Raw genomic sequence first — 18,679 nt, 5'->3', positions numbered from 1 at the left:
ATATTATTTTAGGAGGAATTTAAAGATGCCAAGAGTTAAAGGTGGAACTGTAACACGTAAACGTCGTAAAAAGGTTTTAAAGCTTGCAAAGGGTTATAGAGGAGCTAAGCATTTACTGTTTAAATCAGCCAATGCCCAAGTAATGAACTCATACCGTTATGCATTCCGTGATCGTCGCCAGGTTAAGCGCGACTTCAGAAAGCTTTGGATTGCCCGGATCAACGCTGCTGCAAGAATGAACGATATTTCATACAGCAAGTTAATGCACGGCTTAAAGTTGGCTGAGGTAGACATCAACCGTAAGATGCTCGCTGACCTTGCTTATAACGATGCTGCTGCATTCACAGCATTAGTTGAGACAGCTAAGAAAGCTTTAAACTAGTTTTTGACAAATCAAGTAACTAGCTACTTAAGGAACAGATTAATTTCTGTTCCTTTTTTGATTCATCTTTTTGGGCGAACACTTCTTGTTTAGTAATCGCTTTCGTGATAATGTGAAGTTATAAAACTAAAGGAGGCAATAATTGATGGTTCAAAAAAAAGTAGCAATAATTGGTGCATCACATGGTGGACATCAATCCATTCTAGAATTACTGACTAGATACGGTAAAGATGTTGATATCACACTATTTGAGGCTGGTGATTTCATCTCATTTATGTCTTGTGGAATGGAATTATACTTGCAAGATAAGGTAACTGACGTCACGGATGTCCGTAATTTTAGACCGGAGAATTTCCCACAAGAAAATGTACATATTCTGGCTAACCATGAAGTAACGCAGATTGATGCAGATAATAAGAAATTGACGGTCGTGGATCACATAAAAGAGGCAACGAATGAATTTACCTACGATAAATTAATTCTTAGTTCTGGTGTCACGCCAAATGCTTTGCCACTTCCTGGTAAAGAACTTGAGAATATTTTCTTGATGCGTGGCTACGATTGGGCACGTAAGATTAAGGCAAAGCTTGAGGACGATTCTGTCCAGAACGTAACTGTGATTGGTACGGGCTATATTGGCATTGAGGCGGCACAGGTATTTGCGGAAGCTGGTCGTAATGTAACAATCATCGATGTCATTGACCGACCACTCGGTACCTATCTCGATCAGGAAATGACGGATATTCTGCGCGCCGAATTAGAAGAACATGGCGTTCACGTGGTTACTGGTGCCAAAATATCGGAATTCAGTGGTTCAACAAGCGTTACTGCTGTGAAGACTGATCAGGGTGATTTTCCAAGTGATTTGGTGATTGAGGCTGCCGGGGTGAAGCCAAATACTGCATGGCTCACTGGTACAGTTGAATTAGACCAACGTGGGTGGATTGTGACCGATGAGTACCTACGTACCAATCTGCCAGATGTGTCGGCAGTTGGTGACGCGACCTTGGCACTTTCCATTCCTGCAGGCAAGAAGATGCCGATTGCTCTAGCAACGGTGGCTCGGCGTGAGGCGCGCTATGTTGTAGAACACCTCTTTGAGGAGAAGCCGAATGTGCCATTTAAAGGTGTTGTGGGTTCATCAGCGCTTTCGGTCTTTGATTATCAATTTGCAGCGACCGGTTTGAACGAATTTAGCGCTGGTCGAGCGGGTATCCCACTCAAAACAGATTTCTATCAAGATACGCTAAGACCAAAGTATGTGCCGGTAGAACAGGGTAACTCAGATGTGTATGTCAAGCTGGCTTATGACGAGCAGACTCACCAACTATTAGGTGGAGCTGTGCTGTCGAAGGCGGCAATTACCGCACAGGGCAATACTCTTGCATTGGCAGTGGCACAGCAGCTCACGCTTGAGGATCTTGCTGATAGTGATTTCTTCTTCCAACCCGGCTTCGACCGACAATGGAGTTTGCTGAACCTTGCAGCTCAACACGCGCTAGGTGAGGAACCATTTGTTGAATAGAATAGCTTAGGTATGAAAGACCATTTCAATTGGAAATGGTCTTTTTTTGCTTCAATTAGATTAACTAATTGTCCCTTAATCCTTGTGCAGGTGATAAGATTACATGATAGAAGTTTTTTAGACGAGCTCAGCCGCTAAAGAGGTTGCTGTAGCTAGGAAGCGGTCTAAAGCTCTTTTCGCCGCTCAATTAGACTCCGTTGATGCGCAGTTTCTTCTGCAAAGTAAACAGCAGCAGGACCAAATTATTAAGCAGTCAGGAATTGGCCGTTTGGCGATTCCATGTCAAAAAGTTAGCCTACCCATCCTGGCTGAGCGTACAGATGCCAACTTATCAGTCGGTGCTGCCGAATATACCCCGCACCAGAAGATGGGTCATGGCAATTATGTCTTGGCTAGTCATAACTATGCTGGCGCCGATGTCTTGTTGAATCGTATTAAGAATTTGGCGGCTGGCCAGAAGATTTATCTGACAGACTTCAGCCAGATATTCATGTATCAGGTTACGCTGCTGCGAGTCATCAATGAACGTGAAATTCACTATCTTGCGCAAACGGAAAATCCTACTTTAACTTTGATTCGTTGTGAGGAGCCGGTTGGCACGGATCAACGGCTGATTGTCCAAGCTAAGCTGGTCTCTCTCTGTCGTGGCATACAAAAAAGCCCAACCAGCTGTGGTACAGCGATTGGGGATAGTTAAACAGAGCCAAGAAAATTGGTTTGCAAAATTAGGTCAGGCGATGATGCCCTTTACTGTTCAAATTGAACATGACCAGAGGTTAAGACGATTATCCCACCTTAGTTTGATGCTACTTGGTGGCTTAATAGTGACATTTGCCACAGCCACCGCGCTCATCTTTAGACCAGAACGTAACTAATTCTAGCTTTTGAAATTGACCCCTTCATTGGCATAGAAATCGATTAGTTCCTCACGAAGCGGTTCGAGATTATCCGGTAAGCCAAGTTTTTCGCCCAAAGAATCAAGGTCTTCATCGACAGTAAAACCAGGTGCCAGGGTGGCAAATTCTATCCGATTACGGTTCGGATCTCTGAAGTAGACGGAGTAGAAATACTTGCGGTCAATTTCCTTTTCGAAGTGGAAGTTCCGCTCGTTACCACTGTTTCGAATGGCAGCAATTTCATTTTTATCAACCGCGCTTAAGGCAACATGGTCGATGCTACCGCGACCGAAACGTTTGGTCCCTGGCTGCTCGGCTGGCATAAGTGTGATCGATTGACCAAGGTCTAAATTAAGCAAGTGGTTTACCGTTTCGATACCAGTCATTTCGGTGAAAAAGTGTTCTTCGGCGTCCAAATCCGTCACATAGATATTTGTGTTTTTGAGGCGCAGAAGCTGGTACTGTGGCGGAATTGTGCTATTACGAATTACACTTGCTGCAGCAGGCTCCTCAGCGATAAAGCAAATTCTTATCGGCGTGCCTTGCGGGTCAGTAAAGCTCAAAATATCATTCTGATTGGAAAATGTGATATTATTGGTCGTCAAATGTTGCTGCCAGAATTTGCTGCCTTTAGCGGGAGCGTAGTAATCGAGTCCCTGAATGTAGCTATCCTCGTCATAGCGAGTGCCAAGACGCGGTACCTCGATAAATGTGGTCACCGTGCCGGGCTGCCCATTGTAATTACCGAAATAAATATGTCGTCTAGTGGGATTCTCCTGGTTGACGGAGTTCTTGATAAAGCGAAAACCCAAAATTTGTGTATAAAAATGGCTTGTTGAATCGATATCGCCGGTCAACAACGTGATATGATGTAATTGCATTTTATTTTTCCCCATTTAACTCAAATTATTGCAAATAAAAACAGATATTAGAGTAGTAAAATTGCTTTTCAGCACTCTATTATCTATATTATATTAAAAATAGTCATTAATTACATGTTTTTCGACTTCCTGAACAATGAAAAATTGTGAGGTTTCAAGTATAATGGGAAAGTAATTCTAAAGGAGATTTTGCATGACTATTTTTCGACCAGCACTCACGATCGATTCGATTTATAATTTAAACGTCGCAGATTTGAAACGGCGCGGCATAAATGCCGTTTTCAGTGATCTAGATAATACGCTTTTGGCATGGAATATTGAGGAATCAGTGGAGGCGATGGACGAGCTCAATGAACGCCTGTTAGCTGGTGGAATCACGCTTGTGGTCATCTCAAATAATAATCATGCCAGAATCCAAAAGGTGTTGGCGCCGTACGGTATCAAGTTTGTGGCGCGGGCGAAGAAGCCACTGCCAGGGGGCATCAATAAGGCGCTGCGGCAGTTTGGGTTTAGGCGTGAACAGACGCTCATGGTTGGGGACCAGTTGCTGACAGACATGATTGCTGGCAACCTAGCTTTAACCAAGACAGTTTTGGTAAAACCGTTAGTTGAAACGGATGCTTGGAATACAAGTATCAATCGTTTCTTTGAAAAGTTTATTTTCTTCTTTTTAAATATGAAGCGGAAAATCACCTTTAAGGAGTATCTAAATTGAGTTTAGAACAAAATAACAGCACGAGCAAAACAGAAGAGATTAGATGCATTGGCTGTGGAGCCGTGTTGCAGAGTACAGATGAGCACGAACCGGGCTATCTACCTGCTAGCGCCTTACAGAAAATCCTTAGTGGCGAAACAGAAAATATCTACTGCCAAAGGTGTTTTAGACTCCGGCACTACAATGAAATCATGCCGGTTCAGACTGACAATGATGATTTCTTGAAGTTGCTTAGCACGATTGGGAATACGAACCACGCACTCGTCGTTAACGTAGTCGACCTGTTCGACTTCGATGGCAGTGTGATTCCTTCGCTACCACGTTTTATCGGGGATAATAAATTCATCCTTGTGGGTAATAAGATTGACCTCTTTCCAAAGAACACGAATCAGCGAAAGGTCAAGGATTGGTTACGCCAACAAGCCAACAAGGTGGGTCTTTTTCCAGAGGATATTTTCTTAGTGAGCGCTAAGAGAAGGACAAATATTACTGAATTTCTGAGCTTCCTAGCACAACGTGCGGGTAAGAAAAACGACGTTTACTTCGTCGGTACAACGAATGTCGGGAAGTCGACCTTGGTGAACGCGATCATCGCAGCCATGGGGGATATCAAAGACCTAATCACCACATCCAGGTTCCCCGGCACCACGCTTGATCGAATCGAAATCCCGCTTGCCGAGGGCAACATGTTAATCGACACACCGGGAATTATCTCGCCTAATCAGCTGGCGCACTTCCTGGCCCCAGACCAGCTGGACTTAATCTCACCGCAGAAACGTTTGAAGCCGGTCACCTTCCAGTTGACGCCCGGTCAGACCGTTTTCCTAGCTGGAATTGGCCGCGTGGACTTCATTTCGGGTCCGGCAAGTAGCTTCGTCGTATATGCTGATCAGAAACTCTATCTGCACCGCACTAAAACGGTGAATGCCGATGCGTTTTACGAGAAACACGTTGGTGAGCTATTAGTACCACCAAGCACGGACCAGCTAGCGGAGATCCCAAGCCTCGTAGGTAAAATATTCAAACCACAGGATAAGAGTGATTTGATTTTCGGCGGCGTGGGCTTCATAACGGTCCCGGGCGGAATCACAGTTAAAACATACACACCGAACCAAATTGGTTTGGGCATGAGAAGGGCAATAATCTAATGTTAAATGGTAAGCAAAAAAGATATCTAAGAAGTTTAGCAATGAAACAAAGAGCAACAATGCAGGTTGGTAAGGCCGGCATCACAGAGGCTGTGATTAAGCAGTTGCAAAATGAGATTGAGAAGAACGAACTTTTGAAAATCTCTTTGTTGCAAAATACGGTTGTGGAACCGGCGGAAGTCCAAGTGGAGATTCAGGCTACGGATGCAACTATCGAATTCGTGCAGAAGATTGGCCGCAACATGGTGTTCTACAAACGCGCAACTGAGCCTAAGAACCGGAATATTTCCGCGCATGTAGGTAAACTCAAGTAAGAGGGTAGATCCATGAATTCAGTGAGTACGATGAAACACGTTGTTGTAGAACCGAAGGTACAGGTAGCTCTTCAGGAGCAAAATACCAAGAAGGCTGTGGGTATCTTAGGCGGCACCTTCAATCCGATTCATATCGCACACTTGATTTTGGCCGAACAGGTGTACAGTAAGTTAAACCTCGACGAAATCTGGTTTATCCCTGATAATATTCCACCTCATGTGAATAAAAAAGGCGCCATTGCACCACGACACCGGGTTGAAATGATTCGGTTGGCAATTCGCGATAACCCACACTTTAAGGTGGATCTGACCGAGATCATGCGTGGCGGCATCAGTTATACAATCGACACGGTAAAGGAACTACGACGACGCCACCCAGAGAATGATTTCTACCTGATTATGGGTGGAGACATGATTAGTGACTTTAAAAATTGGAAGAATCCGCATGAGCTCGCGAGCCTAATCAAGCTGGTGGGCGTGAAACGACCTGGTTACGTCCAGCTGTGTGATTTTCCAATCATCTGGGTTGACGCACCGTTCATGTCGGTTAGTTCGACTCAGATTAGGGAGTTACTACAGGCTGGCAACTCCGTGAAATACCTTGTTCCACAGGGTGTGAGCGAGTACATTACTAAAGAAGGTTTATACAATGGATAATAGTACCAATTTATTTTTTACTAACACTTTTTCTGACCTCAGCAGTGACGAACTAGTTCAACGTGTACGCAACAAACTGAGTGACTTTCGGTTTGCTCATTGCGTGCGGACGAGCTACATGGCAAAAGAACTAGCCGCCACGAACCACGTGGACCAAGAACGCGCAGCGGTGGCCGGTTTCGTGCATGATTATGCCAAGGAAGTTGCACCGGAGGATTATCGGAGAGCGATTATTGAAGAAGGACTCGATCGTAATCTACTGGAATGGAATCGCAGCATCTGGCACGGTATCGTTGGTGCCAACTACGTAGAGCAGGAATTGCACATCCATGACCAAGCCATCCTAGATGCAATCAGACACCACACAACGGGTAGCCCAGATATGAGCGAGCTCGACAAGGTCATCTTCATGGCCGACTACATCGAACCGGGACGTAAATTCCCGGGGGTTGAGGTTGCGAGAGAGAGGACAGCACTAAATCTGGACGCAGGTGTCGCCTACGAACTTCAACAGACATTATTATACTTAATCGAAGGACGAGAGCGGGTTTTTCCCCTAACCGTAGCGGCTTATAATAAATTAGGAATCAAGACAGAGGAGAATTTTTTTGAATAGCAAAGACTTATTAAAACTCATTGTGGGCGCGGTTGACGAGAAACACGGCGAGGAGATAATCGTGTATGACATGCGGGGAATTAGTATTCTGTCCGACTATGTGGTCATCACAAACGGTAACTCGAACAGACAGGCACACGCGATCACGGAGAACGTCTCAGAGAAGCTGAAAGAGGTAAATTATTACGATTTCAATATCGAAGGAAATAAGGACTCTAATTGGCTGCTGATTGATGCCAAGGAAGTCCTCGTGAACGTCTTCACCGACGAGGCAAGGGAATTCTATGGCTTGGAGAAGCTCTGGTCAGATGCGAAGGAAATCCCAGTGGCAGAGTTAGTCGACTAATGGATAACTATCAAGTTTTTGCCGCGGTTTACGATGACCTGATGGACAAATCATTATACGCTGAGTGGTTGAAGTATGTGCAAAAGCGCGTGCCAACTGGTCAGCGCATTTTGGAACTAGCGAGTGGGGCTGGCGACCTGGCCCAGAGGCTGGTGGCAGAGAAGTATGATTTAACCGTTTCTGATCTATCCGAATCCATGCTGGAATTAGCTGCCTCAAAAGTGGGCGGAGATTCGGACACGGATTTTTTGCTGCTTGATATGCTGAATTTTGACTTTGCAGCGGAGTATGATGCGGTAATTTGTTTCGATGACTCCATCTGCTACCTGAAGGACGAAGAGCAATTACGGCAAACCTTTCAGAACGTTTGGCGTGCGCTGAAGCCGGGCGGGCAGTTTCTGTTCGATAGTCATTCCTTATTTCAGATGGACCATGTCTTCCCTGAGTACATGTTTAATGAGATTAATGAGGACTACACATTTGTCTGGAAGAGCTTTATTGGGGAACAGCCACACAGTATTGTACATGACCTCCAGATTTTCATTCCAACAGACGTGACCGAATCAGAAGCGACCGCCAGCAAATTTGAGTGTTTCGAAGAAATGCACCACGAGAGAACGTACCCCATCGCCACGTACCGTAAGTTACTACAGGAAGCACAATTTGAACTTACTGAGCTGACGACGGATTTCACCGATGGCTTCGATGGTGCCACCGGGCGTCGGTGGTTCTTTCAGTGTAGGAAGGTGGTTTAATGAGCGTAGTAGGTGTCATCGCAGAATTTAATCCTTTTCATAGCGGTCACGAATTTCTCCTCAATCAGGCCCGTCTGGTCGCAAAAAGCGACCCGATTATTGTGATCATGTCTGGTAATTATGTGCAAAGAGGTGACGTAGCGCTGCTAGATAAATGGGAGCGTGCGAAGGTAGCACTAGCTAGTGGTGCTGATCTCGTCTTTGAGCTACCGTTTAACTATGCTGTGCAACCTGCCGATATTTTCGCTTCCGGTGGTATCAAGCTACTTGCAAGTCTTGGCGTTACCGACCTGGTTTTCGGTGCGGAGGACGAGAATCTGAATTTCCAAGAACTTGGTGATAAAATCGCGAATATCACAGAGCATAATATTGACTTCAGCGACTACACAAAGACTTATGCCACGCAATACAACCAAATGGTCACGGACGAAGTCGGCTACGAGGTTAATCAACCGAACTTGATGCTCGCGGTAGCATACGCCGTAGCTAACACCAAGTTAGGTCATCCACTGCAGCTACATCCTATTCGCAGAATTGGGCAGGCCCATGAGGCTGAACTTGTCGATGATGAGTTAGTGATGAGCTCAACCTCAATCAGAAACTTTATCCTTCACGTTGGGGCAACGGAGCGGTTGAATGATTGGCTGCCACCGGTCGAGGTACTGGCCGTGAATAACGCCAAGTCGTTTCCTACCTGGCTCATGATGTTTGACTATCTCAGATACCGCTTAGATTCTAGCACGCCAAAGGAGTTGGCTAGAATCTACCAAATGAGCGAGGGACTCCAGTACAAGATGAAGGCGGAGATCATCGATCATCACGATTTCACCAGCTTTCTGCGGGCAATCAAATCGAAACGATACACATATTCACGCTTACGTAGAACTTGTCTTTACACATTGTTGAACGTGGCGGAAGAGGAGATGGCTACGGCTCAGAGTACTCCATACCTATTCTTACTCGGCTACACTAACCTGGGGAGTAAATATCTTAAACGCCAGCGTAAGGAGTTCACGTTACCAATATACAGCAGAGTAGATGCGAAGCTCGCCAACGGTGGTCCGATGGACCTGCAGGTCCGCGTTGACCGTTTTTATGAACAATTAACTATGTCAAATCAAAACTTTGGTCGCAGACCAAACGAGGTGAAATAAATGTTGAAATATAATTTTAGCCAAGTGGCAGACCAGAAGAATCCGCTGATTCAAGTAGATGAAGCAATTAGCTTCGGCCCCGATTTCTTCGAGCGGGCTAAAGAGCTGATTATCTCAGTGGAAAAAGCTAATGTGACGGGGCAAATCTTCTATGACGAACCATTTGTGTTCGCACAGATGCATGTGGTTGCGGACATTACAGTGCCCTCATCCAGAAGCCTGAATTCCGTTCCATTGAAGCTCGACTTCAAGTTCCTGGAGGCCTACACAAAGGAGACACCAAGCCAGGAAGACTTAGAAGCAATTGATACGATTATCGAGCTGGAAGATGATCTGATCGACCTCCAGACGGCCGTTGAGGATCACCTATTGTTGCACATTCCACTGCAAAATCTGACTAAAGAGGAACTAGAACAAGACCTGATGCCAAAGGGTGATGACTGGGAGGTCGTCAGTGAGTCGAAGTTCTTAGAGCAGCAGAAACAGGAGCAAGTGACGAAGATTAACCCCGCTTTTGAGAAGCTGAAGGGATTGTTTCCTGCAAGTGAAGATTCGGCTACAGATGACGAAAATAATTAATCTGAGTATTTTGGCTTTAATCTAGTGGGAAACTCTGCTAGGATTGTTTTGTGAGTAAGTGTGTGCAGATACACGATACTAATCTGATACATTTGGGATGCAATGGAGGAAATTATGCAAAAACCTGAAATTGGTGTTATTGGAATGGCTGTAATGGGAAAGAGCCTTGCCCTAAACATTGAAAGCCGTGGCTATACAGTGGGCATTTACAACCGGACTGGTTCCAAAACTGAAAAAGTAATGGAGGACCACGCGGATAAGAATCTAGTACCAAGCTACACGATTGAGGACTTCGTTAATTCATTAGAGAAGCCCCGCAGAATTATCATGATGGTGCAGGCCGGCAAGGGTACAGATGCTGTCATTGAACAACTTCTGGCACTACTAGACAAAGGCGACGTCTTAATTGATGGTGGTAATACATACTTTGAAGATACGGTTCGGCGCAACAAAATGTTGGACGAATCAGGTATCAACTTTATCGGGATGGGCGTTTCCGGTGGTGAATTAGGCGCACTTGAAGGACCTTCAATGATGCCCGGCGGTCAAAAGGAAGCGTATGATCTCGTTGCACCAATCCTCGAGAAGATGTCGGCTAAAGCACCAGCTGATGGCGCTCCTTGTGTCACCTACATCGGACCAAACGGTGCAGGTCACTACGTAAAGATGGTCCACAACGGTATCGAATATGGTGATATGGAGCTCATTGCTGAGAGCTACAATATCTTACGTAACGTACTGGGATTATCAACGGATCAAATCGCCGAGATTTTTAGCGAGTGGAATAAGGGCGAACTGGAAAGCTACCTCATCGAGATTACGGCAGATATTCTGACCAGAAAAGACGATCTGGGCAGTGATGAACCCATCGTCGATAAAATCCTCGATAAAGCCGGGAACAAGGGAACTGGTAAGTGGAGTTCACAGAACGCCCTCGAAATTGGTGTCTCTCAGTCACTAATTACAGAAGCCGTTTATGCACGTTACATTTCCACATTCAAAGATGAGCGTGTGGCTGCAAGTGAGGTGTTGAAGGATCCAGCTAACAAACCAACTAATTTGAACGTTGATGAGGTTGTTGATAAGGTTAAGAAAGCCCTTTACTTCAGTAAAATCATGAGTTACGCTCAAGGATTTGAGCAAATGAAATTGGCATCTGCTAACTATGATTGGAACCTCAATTTCGGTGAGATTGCTAAGATTTGGCGTGCTGGTTGTATTATTCGCGCTCAGTTCTTACAGAAGATTACTGATGCCTATAATCAAAATGCTAACCTCGCCAACCTGCTGTTGGACGATTACTTTGCGGACATCGCTAATAACTACCAAGATGCCGTTCGTGACGTGACTAGCCTCGCAGTGCAGGCAGGCATTCCTGCTCCAGCACTATCTGCCTCTGTGTCATACTTTGATTCTTACCGGGCAGCAGTTGTGCCCGCAAACATCATTCAAGCGCAACGTGACTATTTCGGTGCACATACTTACGAAAGAACAGATCGTCCGGGAATTTTCCATTATTCGTGGTATAATGAACAATAGATTTAAGAAAAGCTGCAAAACAGCTTTTTTTTGTGTGATTATAGAGCAAATAGCTCTAATCTATGTTAGAATCAATTAAAGAATAATAAGAAAGACTGAGAGCATATGGCAAAAATTTTAATTATTGAAGATGAAAAAAATCTTTCACGCTTTGTAGAACTCGAATTACAACATGAAAGTTATGAAACAGTTGTTGAGAATAACGGTCGTCGCGGTCTAGAAATTGCACTAAGTCAGAACTTTGATGTAATTCTCCTAGACTTGATGCTGCCAGAACTCAATGGTTTAGAAGTTGCGCGCCGGGTTCGTCAGGCGAAGACGACACCAATTATTATGATGACGGCCCGTGATTCTGTGATTGACCGTGTTTCTGGACTTGATCATGGTGCAGATGACTATATCGTCAAGCCGTTCGCGATTGAGGAATTATTGGCGCGGATTCGGGCCGTATTACGCCGGGTGGAGATTGAAGATACACATAATTCACCGAAGATTACGAGCCGCGAAGTAGTTAAATTTAAGGATCTTGTGATTGAAACCAACAATCGCATGGTTCGGCGTGGGGATAAGTCGGTTGACTTAACCAAACGCGAATACAACCTGCTGATGACGTTGGTCGATAATGAGAATAACGTTGTAAGTCGTGAACAACTACTCGACAAGATTTGGGGTCCAGAATCGAAGATTGAAACGAACGTTGTGGAAGTTTATATCAGATACCTCCGGAATAAGATTGATGTTGAAGGACAACCTTCATACATTAAGACAATTCGCGGTACAGGGTATGTAATGAGGACTGACGACTAGATGAAAAAAAGAACTAACCAGTCGGAAAAAATTGCTGCGGAAGATAAAAAACCGCGGCATTTTTCAATTACGACAAAATGGGTCAGTTTAGTTGGACTGACAATTGCCTTTACCTTCATGGTCTTCTCTGTGACCATTTATACTCTGATTCAAACTAAACTGATGCAGCAGGAGCGCGCCATCGCTGCTGATACCATTAATATTGTTGAAAATCGGCTGGTGGAGATTCCGGATAATTTGATGATTTCAAATGTGGTGACAAATCTTTCGCCGGAAACTAAGCGAGTGATTGAGGGCAAGCCCGCTATCTCGGGTAGCAATCAAAGAAATGTCTTTGATGATTCGGTCCTCAGTAGTCTGTCGAAGCCAGACCTGACGCTTGTGGTGTTTAACAAGGCCAAGGAAGTAGTTTTCTCAAGTAAAGAGATTAATGTTAAAGAACGTCCTAGTGCCCACTTCGGCTATCGTATAAACAATAGACGGGGCAGGAATGTGCTCACAGGTATCCGTCCGGTAGTTTCCGCTCAGACCGGCAAATTAACTGGTTATATCATGGCTCAAAACGAGATGAATAATGCGAACAGCATCCTCGCGGAGCTGCGATTATGGACGATTGTTCTCTCGGTTTCGGCTATTCTGGTGACCATCGTCCTAAGTTACCTGGTGGTGCGTGGTATTCTCCGGCCAATCAAGCTGATGTCCAAGGTTGCAAAGACTTTGGATGATGCACCTGAGTCTGACGCCCGGATTCCGGACTTGAAACGCAATGATGAATTAGGCGAACTAACATTAACCTTCAACCAGATGCTTGACCGAATGCAAAGCTATACCGAGCAGCAGAAGAACTTCGTGGGGGACGTCTCACACGAACTCCGTACGCCCGTAGCGGTCATTGAGGGTCACCTTAACTTGTTGAACCGCTGGGGTAAAGACGACCCTGAGGTGTTGGATGAGTCGATTAAGGCCTCCATCCAAGAAGTCTCCCGCATGAAGCATTTGATCCAAGAGATGCTCGATTTAACGCGTGCAGAACAGATTGACATCTTGTATCCAGATGAGGTAACAAAGGTGGAAGAAGTGGTTCATCAGGTCGTCGATAATATTCGTCTGGTGCACCCGGACTTTGAGATTCAGCTCGACGACGACTTGGAGCCGAATACCAATATGAAAATCTACCGGAATCACCTTGAGCAAATTCTGATTATTCTGATGGACAATGCCATTAAGTACTCAACTACGAGAAATGAAATCATTATTTCTGCAGCATCAAATGAGAGCACCGTGAACTTGGTCGTGCAGGATTTCGGTGAAGGAATCAGCCGTGAGGATAAGGAGAAAATCTTTGGGAGATTCTACCGGGTTGATAAGGCTCGTACAAGGGAAAAGGGCGGCAATGGTCTAGGCTTGCCGATTGCCAAAAAGCTGGTGGAGAGTTACCACGGCACGATTACGGTCGATTCGCTTGAGGGTAGCGGGAGTCAGTTCAAGATAAGTTTTCCAAGAAATACTAAGTAAAAGAATTGAATAATGACCTCTGGTTCGGCTATACTTAGCGGTAAATGAGGTTGAATCATGGGTAAAATTAGTAGCAAGCAAACAACGAAGAAGAATCTCTGGCTTTATTTAAGCCTGTTGTTTGGCTTGGTACTTTTTTATTGCCATTTATTTATGTCGCTTATACGCAACAGAAGCAAGATTACGCAAAAGTGGTTTACCAAAAGGCGACTAAACATGTCGATTCGAAGCAGTTAGAAGCTGCAAGAAACTATAACAGGCAAATCTTCACACAGCAACAGGTGAACGCGTGGGCAGCTGGCGAAAAATACATTAATTCTGTCTTCACGAGAGAGCAGCTGAAGCAGCCCATTGGGTACATCAGTATTCCGGCCATTCACCTGGATCCGATGGTGATTTACTATGGCTAAAGCGATGCGGTGTTAGAGAAGGGAATTGGCAATTTAGCTTGGAGTAGTTTACCCACGGGTGGGAAGAATACACTCAGCGTCTTGACCGGGCATTCTGGCTTAGCCAACCAGATTTATTTCGATAACATCAAGCACCTGAAGAAGGGTGATATCATCTATCTCAATGTATTTGGCGATAAATTGTCGTATAAGGTCATTGGGCAGCAGGTTATCGACCCAAACAATCATGCTGAGTATGATCACCTGTACGTCAAGCCAGGTCAGGATCGGATTACATTGATGACGTGTACGCCGATCTTTATCAACAGTCACCGCCTCCTGATTTTTGCCAAGCGGGTACCAACTAAAGTGGCACAAAAGACACAAATCAAGCATCGGAACATATGGTACGACCGGACTCAAATTGAAGATTAACCCGCAGGAGCCTTTTGGTACCGGTGATTTACTCGAAACTCCGGTGACTGAAGATGTTTTAGCCAAAGGAATCTTCGGTACGGCGAAGTGGTATATCGACACTAACGGGACAATGCATATTGGACCAGGAAACTTTGGAAGATTAAAGCAAAGTACATTGTCACCTTGGGACGTATACAAAGACAAAATTAAAAAAATTATTTTTCCAGTAACAGAGAAAATAATTGCAAATACGGACTCAGGATATCTATTTGCTAATTTAACTAATCTAGAAAAAATCGAAAATATCAATAATTGGGACACCAGTAACGTGACTAATATGCGGTATATGTTTGCGGATGCGTCTGGTATAACCAATCTGGCTTTAAGTAATTTTGATACAGCAAAAGTTATCGATATGACTAACATTTTTGGAGGGATGACATCTCTCCAAACAGATAACATTTGGTGATGGTTTTTGGACTAATCAAGTAACAAGTTCGCAGCCAATTCTACCTAACGCAACTGCTACCACAAAGTGGACTGCAGTAGATTCAACTAACGGTGGGACAATTGCTGCACCAGCAGGACAACGCCTCGCGGATGATGTGTTCAATCTTGATCAAGGCGACCTGCCTGATACTTACGTCCTGAAAGAATATGAGACGATTCCAAACACGCTACCTATAACAGGCTCTAACACCCGGGCGCTGCTCCTTTCAGGGTTAACGTTAGTGCTCATCTCCGGAATATCCATCTTTGGCTTCAGGTTACACCGGCGCAATAAGCAGGACCTTGCAGCGCTCGAACAAGTCTTGAAGAAGTAAGATAAATCAACTTACGAACTGGGAACAATTCACCTCCGAATTGTTCCTTTTTTGCGCCAAAAAAATAACCCCAAAGGATATACTCCTAGTTAGTTGGACACGGAAATAATTAAAATTCCGGTCTCACGAACTAGGAGTATTTATTTTGGCTAAACATTATAGTGTTGAGGAAAAGATTGAGATATTGTCCTTCTTAGATAAAGGCTGGGGTATAACTGAGGTTGCCCAATACCATTCTTTATCTACAAGTACCGTCAAACGTTGGAGACATCAGTATCAGCTTAAAGGTATTGGTGGGCTTAAACAAAGGAAATACACCCACTTTTCTCAAGAATTTAAACAGAAAGTCGTCCTTGAATATCTCAGTACGGATACTTCTCTACCGTTTCTACGTGACAAGTACAATATATCAAATGAATCTGTCATCTATCAGTGGGTAAAACTGTATACTAGTGGTAATAAATTAGAGGCCACTAGGAGATCTGAGATGAATAAAGGAAGATCAACCACTCTCAAAGAGCGGATAGAAATCACAAATTGGGTTATTGCACATGATTACGACTATAGTGGTGCCATGCGTAAGTTCACCGTTTCATATGGTCAGGTATACAGTTGGACTAAGAAGTTGAAGAAATACGGTCCCGATGGACTCATTGATCGCCGCGGTAAGGGAAAATCTGAAAATGATTTACTCACTACGGCCGAAAAGCAGGCACTGGAAGTTAAGCGACTAAAGGAGCAGGTAACTTACTTGTCCACAGAAAATAATCTTTTAAAAAAATTACAGGAGATAGAAAGAAGGGATTCCAAGAGAACAAATATCGTGCAATTAAAGAATTATCACAGAAAATAGATGAAAGAAGCGGAAAAGTCTTCAGCGTAGCTCTGAGCTGCCAAATTATGCAAGTTGCACGTTCATCTTACTATGCCTGGTTAAACCATGTTCCATCGAAAAGGAATATCGATGATCAAGGCATCCTAGATTACGTAATTCAATTAGAAGAAGCACACAACTATATCTTTGGGGTAAAGCGCCTAGTGATGCATGTAAATGACGATACACAATATCATGTATCCAATAGTAAAATGCGACGAATCATGAGAGAAAATAATATAGTAGCTTCAATTAAGACCAAACGTAAACCAAGAAAAAAACGTAAAGAAGAAATTATCAGTAAAAATTTACTACTGAACGAAGACTATACGCACAACTTTAAGCCCGGGTACGCTAATAAATATTGGGTTACAGACTGTACCGAGTTACTCTATGGCATAAATAATCAGTGTAAACTTCGGCTCAGTGCGATAAAGGATCTGTATGACCATTCGATAATTGCGTGGATGGTAGATGATACAGAAACCGCAAAATTGGTAACAGAGACATTTAAGTTAGCGATTGAGAATGAATATGGTGCAGTACCAGAAATACTGCACAGCGATCGTGGTAGCGGCTATGTGTCAGGGCTGTTTAACACTACCTTATCAGCTGAAGGAGTCTTGCATAGTATGTCGCGACCGGGAGAACCAGGTGATAATAGTTCAATCGAGAGCTTCTGGAGCCACATGAAAGAAGAGTACTTTAGGTTCTACACTTCAAATACAAAGCAAGAATTGATAGACAACATAGCGGAATTTATGAGCTGGTATAACAATGAACGCAGACAAAGCACACTAAAAGGCATGACTCCGAAAGAATTTCGAAATCATGCCTCAAAAAATATTGCCTGATTTTAATTATTTATCTGTCCACTTGACATGGAGTAGCTCCAAAGGGTTATTCAATAAATTAATTATTTCTATCATGATGATGCTGTTGTTTACCGGCATTTCGCTGTCTGTTACGACTCTCAACGTTTTGCTTTGTGGTAGGGGTAGCGTCTGTAGCTGTCGAATCCGCATTGGTTATTGCAGCATCTGCAGTTTCTTGATTTAGAATAGCATTAATTGTACCCTCTGTCACGACTTCCTTCATTGGGTGTTCCTTCAGCTCGCGGTCCACGTCACGCTTAACTCTTGGCATAATGATGAATGAGACGATGGCCTGTTGGATGATGGCGATAATTCCGCCGACCAAGAAGTAAAGCGCCAAGGCAGCTGGGGCGGAGAAACTGATGAAGAAGGTCATCAACGGACTCATCATCATAGTTGTCCGCATCATCTTCTTCTGGTCCTCGGGTACGCCAATCGTCATCATGTAGCCCTGAGCCAGGTACAATAGTGTGGCGACGATGGTTAGAATCATCGAAGGTTTACCAAGTGCAATGCCAAAGAATGAGGCACTGAACAAATCCTTCGAGTAAACTACCGCTTGGTAGATTCCCATCATGATTGGGAGTTGCAGTAGTAATGGCAGGCAGCCCATGCCACCCATCATCGACATGTTGTTCTCTTTGTAAATCTGCATCGAAAGTTGGTTAATTTGCATCTTTTGTGCTTGGGTGATGCCAGGGCGTCTAACGGCCTCTTGAACGAGTTTTAGCTGGGGCTGGAGCACCTTCATCTTCTCTTGTTGTCTGGTAGACTTCAAGGATTGGTTCAACATCAACGGTAAAAGTATCAGTCTGACCACGAAGGTGATTAGAGCAATTGCCCAACCTGCTCCGTTTGTACCACTCATTGACTTTGCGACACCCAACATCAGGTTCTGCAATGGGTGCCCAATGAAGCGGTAAATCGTGCCCATGAACGGATCGGTCGGTGGCTTCATGGCCGAGTAGTCTACGCGAGCACAGCCTGTAACGACGACAATCAAGCTCGCTACCAGCAGTAACAAGCCAATTTTCTTGAGTAATTTTTTATTCATTTGAAATCCTTTCAAAGTGTATCTAATCAAGAATTGTACCTGTTACCATTGCTGATTTCAACCAGTCACCCTAAATGAATGTAGTGGTTGCACATCCGTTAATTCCCGGACCTGCATGGTTTCCACGTGCCCGGAAGGCGAGGGAGAAGCTTTAATTTTTGTTAAGAAATGCGTCATCGTCTCTGAGTCTGCCTGAGCGACGATGCGCACGTCGCCATTTGCTAAATTCTCTACCGTACCAAATACGTGAAGTTGGTCCGCCACCAGTTTCGTCATGAAACGAAAGCCCACGCCCTGGACTAAACCGTGCACAATTATCTCGTTTGTGATCATCTGCTGCCTCCCGTGTGGTATCAAAATAAAAAGATTTCTCCTCCTATTTTAACCTAATTCGGTTTTTCATGGTATTCTAGTGCT

General features: G+C 44.3%; 24 protein-coding genes. 21 read left to right on the top strand and 3 right to left on the bottom strand.

The genetic code is table 11. From position 1 onward, the window contains the following. Positions 1-25 precede the first annotated feature (25 nt). The 3 genes from rplT (at position 26) to LA20533_RS01010 (ending at position 2,604) form a co-directional block, all read left to right on the top strand. The gene (rplT, locus tag LA20533_RS01020; RefSeq protein WP_054746137.1) at positions 26-382 is read left to right on the top strand and encodes a 50S ribosomal protein L20; all 357 of its coding nucleotides are present in this window, start codon (positions 26-28) and stop codon (positions 380-382) included. Between the two features lie 145 nt (positions 383-527). Then, positions 528-1,907 carry an FAD-dependent oxidoreductase gene (locus LA20533_RS01015; RefSeq protein ID WP_056946990.1) on the top strand — a complete coding sequence of 460 codons (1,380 nt, stop codon included), beginning with the start codon at positions 528-530 and terminating at the stop codon, positions 1,905-1,907. A 268-nt stretch (positions 1,908-2,175) separates the two neighbouring features. Further along, positions 2,176-2,604: a class A sortase gene (locus LA20533_RS01010; protein ID WP_054746138.1), complete on the top strand. Its 429-nt coding sequence runs from the start codon at positions 2,176-2,178 to the stop codon at positions 2,602-2,604. A 180-nt stretch (positions 2,605-2,784) separates the two neighbouring features. Here the strand turns inward: LA20533_RS01010 and LA20533_RS01005 are convergent, their stop codons facing one another. After that, positions 2,785-3,684, bottom strand: coding sequence for a VOC family protein (locus LA20533_RS01005; RefSeq protein WP_054746140.1), 900 nt, complete (start codon positions 3,682-3,684; stop codon positions 2,785-2,787). A gap of 193 nt (positions 3,685-3,877) precedes the next feature. On the opposite strand from LA20533_RS01005, the gene LA20533_RS01000 reads away from it, so the two are divergent. The 18 genes from LA20533_RS01000 to LA20533_RS00920 all read left to right on the top strand — a co-directional run bounded on the left by LA20533_RS01000 (position 3,878) and on the right by LA20533_RS00920 (position 17,187). Next, entirely contained in the window at positions 3,878-4,399 is a 522-nt protein-coding gene (locus tag LA20533_RS01000; protein WP_056946988.1) for a YqeG family HAD IIIA-type phosphatase, read from the top strand. Beyond that, entirely contained in the window at positions 4,396-5,547 is a 1,152-nt protein-coding gene (yqeH, locus tag LA20533_RS00995; protein WP_056946983.1) for a ribosome biogenesis GTPase YqeH, read from the top strand. Before LA20533_RS01000 ends, yqeH begins: the two co-directional genes overlap by 4 nt. Continuing rightward, a complete protein-coding gene (locus LA20533_RS00990; protein ID WP_056946981.1) occupies positions 5,547-5,861 on the top strand; it encodes a YhbY family RNA-binding protein in 315 nt (104 codons plus the stop codon). The genes yqeH and LA20533_RS00990 overlap by 1 nt, the downstream gene beginning before the upstream one ends. A 12-nt stretch (positions 5,862-5,873) precedes the next feature. Next, positions 5,874-6,518 carry a nicotinate-nucleotide adenylyltransferase gene (locus LA20533_RS00985; RefSeq protein ID WP_056946978.1) on the top strand — a complete coding sequence of 215 codons (645 nt, stop codon included), beginning with the start codon at positions 5,874-5,876 and terminating at the stop codon, positions 6,516-6,518. Next, a complete protein-coding gene (gene yqeK, locus LA20533_RS00980; RefSeq protein WP_056946975.1) occupies positions 6,511-7,134 on the top strand; it encodes a bis(5'-nucleosyl)-tetraphosphatase (symmetrical) YqeK in 624 nt (207 codons plus the stop codon). The genes LA20533_RS00985 and yqeK overlap by 8 nt, the downstream gene beginning before the upstream one ends. Continuing rightward, positions 7,127-7,480 carry a ribosome silencing factor gene (rsfS, locus tag LA20533_RS00975; protein ID WP_054746142.1) on the top strand — a complete coding sequence of 118 codons (354 nt, stop codon included), beginning with the start codon at positions 7,127-7,129 and terminating at the stop codon, positions 7,478-7,480. Before yqeK ends, rsfS begins: the two co-directional genes overlap by 8 nt. After that, the gene (locus LA20533_RS00970) at positions 7,480-8,235 is read left to right on the top strand and encodes a class I SAM-dependent DNA methyltransferase (RefSeq protein ID WP_056946971.1); all 756 of its coding nucleotides are present in this window, start codon (positions 7,480-7,482) and stop codon (positions 8,233-8,235) included. The genes rsfS and LA20533_RS00970 overlap by 1 nt, the downstream gene beginning before the upstream one ends. Then, positions 8,235-9,389: a nucleotidyltransferase gene (locus LA20533_RS00965; RefSeq protein ID WP_054746145.1), complete on the top strand. Its 1,155-nt coding sequence runs from the start codon at positions 8,235-8,237 to the stop codon at positions 9,387-9,389. The genes LA20533_RS00970 and LA20533_RS00965 overlap by 1 nt, the downstream gene beginning before the upstream one ends. After that, entirely contained in the window at positions 9,390-9,968 is a 579-nt protein-coding gene (locus LA20533_RS00960) for a DUF177 domain-containing protein (protein ID WP_054746146.1), read from the top strand. 114 nt (positions 9,969-10,082) lie between these two features. Beyond that, positions 10,083-11,507 (top strand): NADP-dependent phosphogluconate dehydrogenase, encoded by a 1,425-nt coding sequence (gene gndA / locus LA20533_RS00955; protein ID WP_056946968.1) that lies wholly within the window; start codon positions 10,083-10,085, stop codon positions 11,505-11,507. Positions 11,508-11,612: 105 nt separating this feature from the next. Then, positions 11,613-12,314, top strand: coding sequence for a response regulator transcription factor (locus LA20533_RS00950; RefSeq protein WP_056946963.1), 702 nt, complete (start codon positions 11,613-11,615; stop codon positions 12,312-12,314). Continuing rightward, positions 12,315-13,829, top strand: coding sequence for a HAMP domain-containing sensor histidine kinase (locus LA20533_RS00945; RefSeq protein ID WP_082611592.1), 1,515 nt, complete (start codon positions 12,315-12,317; stop codon positions 13,827-13,829). A gap of 140 nt (positions 13,830-13,969) precedes the next feature. Then, positions 13,970-14,239 carry a sortase family protein gene (locus LA20533_RS00940; protein WP_056946960.1) on the top strand — a complete coding sequence of 90 codons (270 nt, stop codon included), beginning with the start codon at positions 13,970-13,972 and terminating at the stop codon, positions 14,237-14,239. A 9-nt stretch (positions 14,240-14,248) separates the two neighbouring features. Beyond that, the gene (locus LA20533_RS00935; RefSeq protein ID WP_054746149.1) at positions 14,249-14,653 is read left to right on the top strand and encodes a class C sortase; all 405 of its coding nucleotides are present in this window, start codon (positions 14,249-14,251) and stop codon (positions 14,651-14,653) included. Continuing rightward, positions 14,643-15,104 carry a BspA family leucine-rich repeat surface protein gene (locus LA20533_RS00930; protein WP_056946957.1) on the top strand — a complete coding sequence of 154 codons (462 nt, stop codon included), beginning with the start codon at positions 14,643-14,645 and terminating at the stop codon, positions 15,102-15,104. The genes LA20533_RS00935 and LA20533_RS00930 overlap by 11 nt, the downstream gene beginning before the upstream one ends. Positions 15,105-15,240: 136 nt before the next feature. Next, positions 15,241-15,459 (top strand): LPXTG cell wall anchor domain-containing protein, encoded by a 219-nt coding sequence (locus LA20533_RS08640; protein WP_162254395.1) that lies wholly within the window; start codon positions 15,241-15,243, stop codon positions 15,457-15,459. Between the two features lie 145 nt (positions 15,460-15,604). After that, positions 15,605-16,312 (top strand): helix-turn-helix domain-containing protein, encoded by a 708-nt coding sequence (locus LA20533_RS00925; RefSeq protein WP_075362768.1) that lies wholly within the window; start codon positions 15,605-15,607, stop codon positions 16,310-16,312. Then, on the top strand, positions 16,288-17,187 hold the full coding sequence (locus LA20533_RS00920; protein WP_156849151.1) for an IS3 family transposase: 900 nt from the start codon (positions 16,288-16,290) through the stop codon (positions 17,185-17,187). Before LA20533_RS00925 ends, LA20533_RS00920 begins: the two co-directional genes overlap by 25 nt. Positions 17,188-17,245: 58 nt before the next feature. Here the strand turns inward: LA20533_RS00920 and yidC are convergent, their stop codons facing one another. After that, complete coding sequence (gene yidC / locus LA20533_RS00915) at positions 17,246-18,262, bottom strand: membrane protein insertase YidC (protein ID WP_056946383.1); 1,017 nt, start codon at positions 18,260-18,262, stop codon at positions 17,246-17,248. Between the two features lie 57 nt (positions 18,263-18,319). Beyond that, a complete protein-coding gene (locus LA20533_RS00910) occupies positions 18,320-18,595 on the bottom strand; it encodes an acylphosphatase (protein ID WP_054744828.1) in 276 nt (91 codons plus the stop codon). Positions 18,596-18,679 lie beyond the last annotated feature (84 nt).

Source organism: Amylolactobacillus amylophilus DSM 20533 = JCM 1125 (genome assembly GCF_001936335.1).
Classification (GTDB): domain Bacteria; phylum Bacillota; class Bacilli; order Lactobacillales; family Lactobacillaceae; genus Amylolactobacillus; species Amylolactobacillus amylophilus.
The sequence above is the reverse complement of the archived record's forward strand: the minus strand, read 5'-3'. Positions and strand labels throughout refer to the sequence as shown.